The sequence below is a fragment of the Pseudomonas sp. CBZ-4 genome (assembly GCF_000346755.1).
Taxonomy (GTDB): Bacteria; Pseudomonadota; Gammaproteobacteria; order Pseudomonadales; family Pseudomonadaceae; genus Aquipseudomonas.
On sequence record NZ_ANNV01000058.1, the window covers coordinates 20,993 to 27,265 of the forward strand.

The window sequence follows — 6,273 nt, forward strand, 5'->3', positions numbered from 1 at the left end:
GGCATGTTTGGTTGCGCCTGTTAGTTAAGGATGTCATGAACACTTTCAATAACTTAGTGGAAACTTCGATGGTTTGCGCTATGACTTTCATGTCTCAACTTCCCTCCATCGAACGTCAAGGAGCGACGTTTTCATGATTCGCTTTAAACCCCTGCATCTGCTGTTGCTGGCCTTCGCTGCGTTTTATCTGTTGCCCCTGGGCCTGCACGGTCTGTGGATCCCGGATGAAACCCGCTACGCCCAGATCAGCCAGGAAATGCTGCTGAGCGGCAACTGGGTCACCCCGCACTTCATGGGCGTGCGCTACTTCGAAAAACCGGCCGCCGGCTATTGGTTGATCGCCCTCGGCCAGGCGGTGTTTGGCCAGAACCTGTTCGGTGTGCGCATCGCCTCGGCCTTGACCACGGCGCTGAGCGTCTGGCTGGCTTACCTGATCGCGCGCCGCATGTGGCACGACCCGCGCAAAAGCTTCGCCTGCGCCCTGCTCTACCTGAGCTTTGGCCTGGTTGCCGGGCAAGCGGGTTATTCCAACCTTGATCCGCAATTCACCTTCTGGGTCAACCTCAGCCTCGTCGCACTGTGGTTTGCCCTCGACAGCCCCAGCACCCGTGGCCGCCTGATCTCGTGGACGGTGTTGGGCGTGGCCTGCGCCATGGGTTTCATGACCAAGGGTTTCCTCGCCCTGGCCCTGCCGGTGCTGATTGCCGTGCCGTATATGCTCTGGCAGCGCCGCCTGGGTGAGTTGCTGCGCTATGGCCCGCTGGCCGTGGCCGTCGCGCTGCTGCTGTGCCTGCCGTGGGTGTGGGCGATCCATGTACAAGAGCCGGACTACTGGCGGTTCTTCTTCTGGAACGAACACGTGCGCCGCTTTACCTCCGCCACCGCGCAACACGCACGGCCATGGTGGTTCTTCCTGCCGATCATGGTGGTGGCGTGCCTGCCCTGGGCGGGGATGCTGCCGGCCACGCTGGCGAAGATGTGGCAACAACGGCGCCAGCCGGCGATCGCCTTCCTGGCCTTGTGGATGCTGTTGCCGCTGTTCTTTTTCAGCCTGAGCAACGGCAAGCTGCCGACCTACATCATGCCGTGCCTGCTGCCCCTGGCATTGTTGATGGGCCATGCGTTGACCGAACTGCTGCAACAAGGCAAATCCCGTGCGATCTGCCTCAACGGCCTGCTCAACTTTGCCATCGGCATGGCGGCGATGGTCGCGCTGATCTACCTGCAAATCAGCAGGCCGCCGTACGGCAACAGCCATGCGGAGATGTTCAGCCTGTCGTTGATCTTTATCGTGCTGCTGGGCTGGATCCTCACCAACCTGCTGCAAGCGTTTCGCCCGCAGACGCTGTGGGCGATGCCGGTACTGGGCATTGGTTTGCTGGTGATCCTGTTGCCAGCAAGCATGCCGGCCCAGGTGACCGACAACGAGATGCCCGACCAGTTTGTCCTTGAACACCTCGACGAGCTCAAGCAAACCAGCGCCCTGCTCAGCAACGAACTGGAAAGCGCCAGCGCCCTGGCCTGGCGCCTGCAACGGCCGGAAGTGGGCTTGTACGAAACCGAAGGCGAGCTGCGCTACGGCCTGCAATACCCGGACAGCGTGCAGCGCAAAATCAGCCTGGAGCAAGTGCAAGGCTGGCTGAAAGACGCGCGCCAGAAAGGTTCGGTGGGCGTGCTGGTACGCGCCGGCAGCAGCAGCGAGATGCGTCAAGTCGGCCAACTGCCCCCCGGCGGCACCCGCTATGACAAGGGCTACCTGCAATTGATCATCTACCCGAAACTGCCATGACCCGACTAATCCCAGTCCAACACCGCGCCCTGCTGCTACTGCTGGCCGTCACCGCGCTGATGCTCTTGCCGGGCCTCGGCGGCCGTGACCTGTGGGGCCCGGAAACGCGCTGGGCCGACATCGCCTTGCACATGCTGCAAAGCGGCGACTACTTCGACCCTTACCTCAAGGGCCAGCCCTATTACGACAAGCCCCTGCCCTCCTATTGGCTAATCACCGGCCTCGCGCATGTGCTGGGCGGCCTTGGCCCGTGGTCCCTGCGCCTGCCCTCGGTGCTCGCCGCGTGGCTGAGCGTGTGGCTGATCTACCTGATCGGCGAGCGCCTGCTGCACAAGGGCAGCGGCCTGATCGCCGGCTGGATGCTCGCCACCACCTTCTACTTCATGTTCTGGGCGCGGGTCGCCACGGCGGATGTGCTCACGGTGTGCGGCGTGCTGGCGGCGGTGTGGTGGTATTGGCGCGGCCCGGAGGACACACGACTGGGGCGCTACACGGTATTTTTCCTGCTGCTGGCGCTGACGTCGCTGTTCAAGGGCTTGATCGGCTTCGTGCTGCCCGGCCTGGTGTTGCTGCCGCATGTGCTCAGCGAGCAGCGCTACAAACGCCACCTCAACCTGCGCCTGCTGCTGGCGCTGCTGATTGCCGCCGCGGTGTATGCGGTGCCCTTCGTGTTGTCGCACTTCTACGGCACACCGACCTACGGCCAAAGCGGCCTGGCCCTGGTGTTCCGGGAAAACGTGGTGCGTTTCTTCGACCCCTTCGACCATATGGGGCCGATCTACACCTACCTGATCTACCTGCCCGCCTACACCCTGCCATGGACGCCCTGCTGGTTGCTCGGCCTGTGGCTTGCCGTGCGCCACTGGCGCACCACGCCGCCCAACGTGCGCTGGCTGGTGTGGGGCCTGGGCCTGCTGTTTGTGTTCTTCACCGCCAGTGGCAGCCGACGCAGCTACTACGTGCTGCCCCTGGTGCCCTTTGCCCAACTGCTCGGCGCCTGGTGGCTGCACGAATACCTGCTGAAAAAAACCGCCGCACGCCCGCGCTGGCGCATAGGTTTCGCCCTCGCCGCCAGCCTGTTGCTGCTGATACTCGGCGTGGCCTATCCCTGGACCAACGGCAACGGCGGCGTGACCCGCTTCGCCGACGATGTGCGCGCCGAAGCCGTCAAAAGCGCGCCCTGGAACCAATGGCAAATCGTGCTGGTGGAAGCCGACAACAAACTGCCGATGTACCTGCAAAACGGCGGCAAACCCTTCTACTACGTCGCCGAAAACCAGGACTTCCCACGCCAGGGCGACAGCACCGCGTTCATCGCCTGGCTGGAAAAAACCAGCGGCCAGCACTTCGATCCCCAACACACGATCATCGTCGCGCAATTCACCAGGGACGACCCGACGCCGTTGGCGTATCTGGGTGCGGATCACCAGGTAATCGTCACGCAACCGGACAATGGGGAACGGTTGTTCAAGGTGCGTCAGGAGGGCAGTGTGGCGTACGTGCCGGCACGTCAATAAAGCCGAACGCCCTACCCCTTGGGCAAGCTGGCAGCATGAATAAAAGCTTCATCCAAACTGCTGGCGCCATACGCGGCCATAAAGCCTTGGGCATCGGTAAAGCGATTAAAACGCTGCTGGCTGAGCATGTAGAAGTCATCGCAATGAGTGATGACTTCATCAACGTTATGGGATGAAACCAGCACCGCGACCCCCTCCGCCGCCGCGCCCTCCAGGCATTTCCAAATGTGGTAGCGAAATTCGGGGTCTACACCTGCCGTGGGTTCATCCAAAACCACAAGATCCGCATTCGCGCAGAGCAGCGACAACGTGAAAAACCAACGTTTTTCCCCATAGCTGCAAAGGGACGATTTCTTGTTCCAGATTTCACCATAACGTTCTGCAATGCCTGGGCTCCACTTGTCGATTTTCTCGAGCGCATGCCGTTGCGTCATGCGCGTGTCAGCGCAAAAAATCATCGCCATTTTGAAAATATCAAACATGCGAAACACCGCCGGCGTACTGATGATTTGCGACAGGTAGAGCAGCTTCGAAAACGAACTGCTTACAACGCCGCCCTGCGCTTTTTTCAGACCACAGAGCACATCAAAAAAAGTGGTCTTGCCTGATCCATTAGGCCCCAACAAACCAGAGATCGCGCCTGCATCGACCTGCAACGAAGCACCACGAAACAACACGTGACGCGCATAACTGACATCGAGGGAATTCACGATCAACTGTTTCATCAGTAGCGACTCCATACCGGATTCACACGTAAAAAACGCAACGTTATGCAAAATGAACACGTAAACAAAACAACAATGACCACGACTACGGGCAAGGACTCAGCTACGCCAAATTGCATAATCTGATTGGCCCACCACATGGGATTTAAATGCGCGAAGGTTCCAAGCAAGGGGTTTTGCCCCAGGCTGATAATTCCCAGTGCAAGCATCATGAAGGACAATATTGAAAATACGGTACTGGTGTTTTGAAAGCCCATAGGGATCAGCGTCAGTAAAAGCGCAGGCGTGGAAAACAACAAAAAACAAATATAAAACCGACCCACGACCACAACCAGCTCAGCAAAACTCATCACACCAAAATAGGCGCGAGTAAATATATAAAACGCCGAACAATAAAGAACCGACATCGCGGAATAGGCTAAAAACTGCCCAACAATAAAAACTGTCTTTGTCTGGCGCGTGTACACAAATGACCGCAGAAACCCGCTCTCCCTACGCCCGACAATGTAAAACGCCAGGCCAAACAGGGCTACACTCGAAGAAACGAAAGAATAGAACCAAGAAGTACTTGAAAGATAACTACCAGGCACCTCGCTCAGTGGGGCTCTCGCGTAACTGATCAAGTAGAAGGTCACCACAGGAGAGATGAAAATCCAAAACAGTGCAATGGGCTCCTTCAATTGTTCCTTAATAAAAAGGGCAGCCAACAAAAACGGTTTAGATAATGGGTAGTAGCTCATCACTCACCTCATGGTGAACGGCACCTCGCCCGAACAAGATAGTTTTTCTAGAAAAAATTTCAAGTCTCACTAAAAAAAACAAACTATCACTTTTAGGAAGTTTCACTCAACCCAATAGGAAAACCAACTATTGCCTATAGCAGCACCGCCAAAGCCATCTTTTTCCGACAGCGCTAACTCATTATAAAATTTGGCTTTTGCAACCCGCGCTTTTACACGGAAAAATGGCTGCCCATTTAAAAAAGTGTGACGGTCTCAAGAGTGCACTGACAATTCGCAAAGCCATCCGACAAACGGCGTCAGAGGTCTGGCTTTCCTGCAAGCTGCTGTATGCCCAACGGTAGCGCCTTGACCTCCAACCCCACCACCTGCTCCCGCACCACCCGCCCCTCCGCCCGATTGCGGATAAAACCCGTGCGGGTAAACCGCTCAAGAAACGGCACCGACAGGTTCTGCTCCGGTAACGCGCTTTGCGTCGCATCCCCGAGCAACGTGTAAGTCGCCGTCGTCAAATGCCGTGTGTTCACTTCACTGGCAATCCGCCCGTTCTCCAGGACGATTGCACGGTTGGTCACCCGTTGCAGGTCGGACAAACGCTGGGAGATATAGAGGATGGCCACCCCTCGGCTGCGCTGGCTATCGACCAGTTCGAGCAGGCGCTCGGCGTCGGTGTCCGACAGCGCGGCGGTGGGTTCGTCGAGGATCAGCAACCGAGGTTGCAGGGCGAAGGCGCGGGCCAGTACCAGCAGTTGGCGGTCGGCCTGGCCGAGGCGTTCGACCGGCAGTTGCAGCGGCAGGTCCAGGCCCAAGCCGGCGGCGATGGTTTCGGCGCGTTGCAGGAGGTTTTTGCGGTTGAGCAGGAAGTCCGTGCCGGGCAGGCACAGTTCGTCCAGCAGCAGGTTTTCGGCAACGCTCAGGCCCGGGGCGATGCCTTCGTCGGGGCGCTGGTGCACCGCGACAATCCCCACCCGACGTGCCGACAACGGTGAGATAAACCGTTGCCGCAGCCCATCGACCCACAGCTCACCGGCATCCGGCGCCAGGGTGCCGCCGAGGATGTTGACCAAGGTGGACTTGCCCGCGCCTTCCACACCCAACAAGCCCACGCCTTCGCCCGGGTATAGCTCCAGGCTGACCTGATCCAGCGCCCGCTGGGTGCCAAAGGTCTTGCACAGGTCACGCGCGCGGACCAGGGGCTGGGGTGCAACGGCAACGGGGTTGCTCATGGCTAATCTCTAATGCGCTACGGTGACTCATTACAGCGCGACGAGGCGCTGATTTACTCCGTGTAACAATGAGTTAGGTGGCGAATTAAAGGCAAAGCCTTATGAACAATCCAATAGCTGGATCGCATATAGACTGGTTTTTCAGTTATATGCGATGGGCGCTCAGCGTGTTGAATCCATTCAGCATCAGACCGGTGTGGGAGCTGGCTTGCCTGCGATGCAGACACCCCGTTACATCAGGCACACCCAGTTGATGCCATCGCAGGCAAGCCAGCT

The 6,273-nt window shown here is 58.4% G+C and carries 5 protein-coding genes; 2 read left to right on the forward strand and 3 right to left on the reverse strand.

Annotation, left to right across the window (positions count from 1 at the left end; translation table 11 throughout):
- The first annotated feature begins 133 nt into the window (after positions 1 to 133).
- Together arnT and B348_RS0107345 are read left to right on the forward strand one after the other, a co-directional pair.
- Entirely contained in the window at positions 134 to 1,789 is a 1,656-nt protein-coding gene (gene arnT / locus B348_RS0107340) for a lipid IV(A) 4-amino-4-deoxy-L-arabinosyltransferase (RefSeq protein WP_017735493.1), read from the forward strand.
- Positions 1,786 to 3,306: a glycosyltransferase family 39 protein gene (locus B348_RS0107345; protein WP_017735494.1), complete on the forward strand. Its 1,521-nt coding sequence runs from the start codon at positions 1,786 to 1,788 to the stop codon at positions 3,304 to 3,306. Before arnT ends, B348_RS0107345 begins: the two co-directional genes overlap by 4 nt.
- Positions 3,307 to 3,317: 11 nt before the next feature.
- Here the strand turns inward: B348_RS0107345 and B348_RS0107350 are convergent, their stop codons facing one another.
- The 3 genes from B348_RS0107350 to B348_RS0107360 form a co-directional block, all read right to left on the reverse strand.
- Entirely contained in the window at positions 3,318 to 4,031 is a 714-nt protein-coding gene (locus B348_RS0107350; RefSeq protein WP_017735495.1) for an AAA family ATPase, read from the reverse strand.
- Positions 4,031 to 4,771, reverse strand: a complete 741-nt coding sequence (locus B348_RS0107355) for a hypothetical protein (protein ID WP_017735496.1) — start codon at positions 4,769 to 4,771, stop codon at positions 4,031 to 4,033. Before B348_RS0107355 ends, B348_RS0107350 begins: the two co-directional genes overlap by 1 nt.
- Positions 4,772 to 5,070: 299 nt before the next feature.
- Complete coding sequence (locus tag B348_RS0107360) at positions 5,071 to 5,997, reverse strand: ATP-binding cassette domain-containing protein (RefSeq protein ID WP_017735497.1); 927 nt, start codon at positions 5,995 to 5,997, stop codon at positions 5,071 to 5,073.
- Positions 5,998 to 6,273 lie beyond the last annotated feature (276 nt).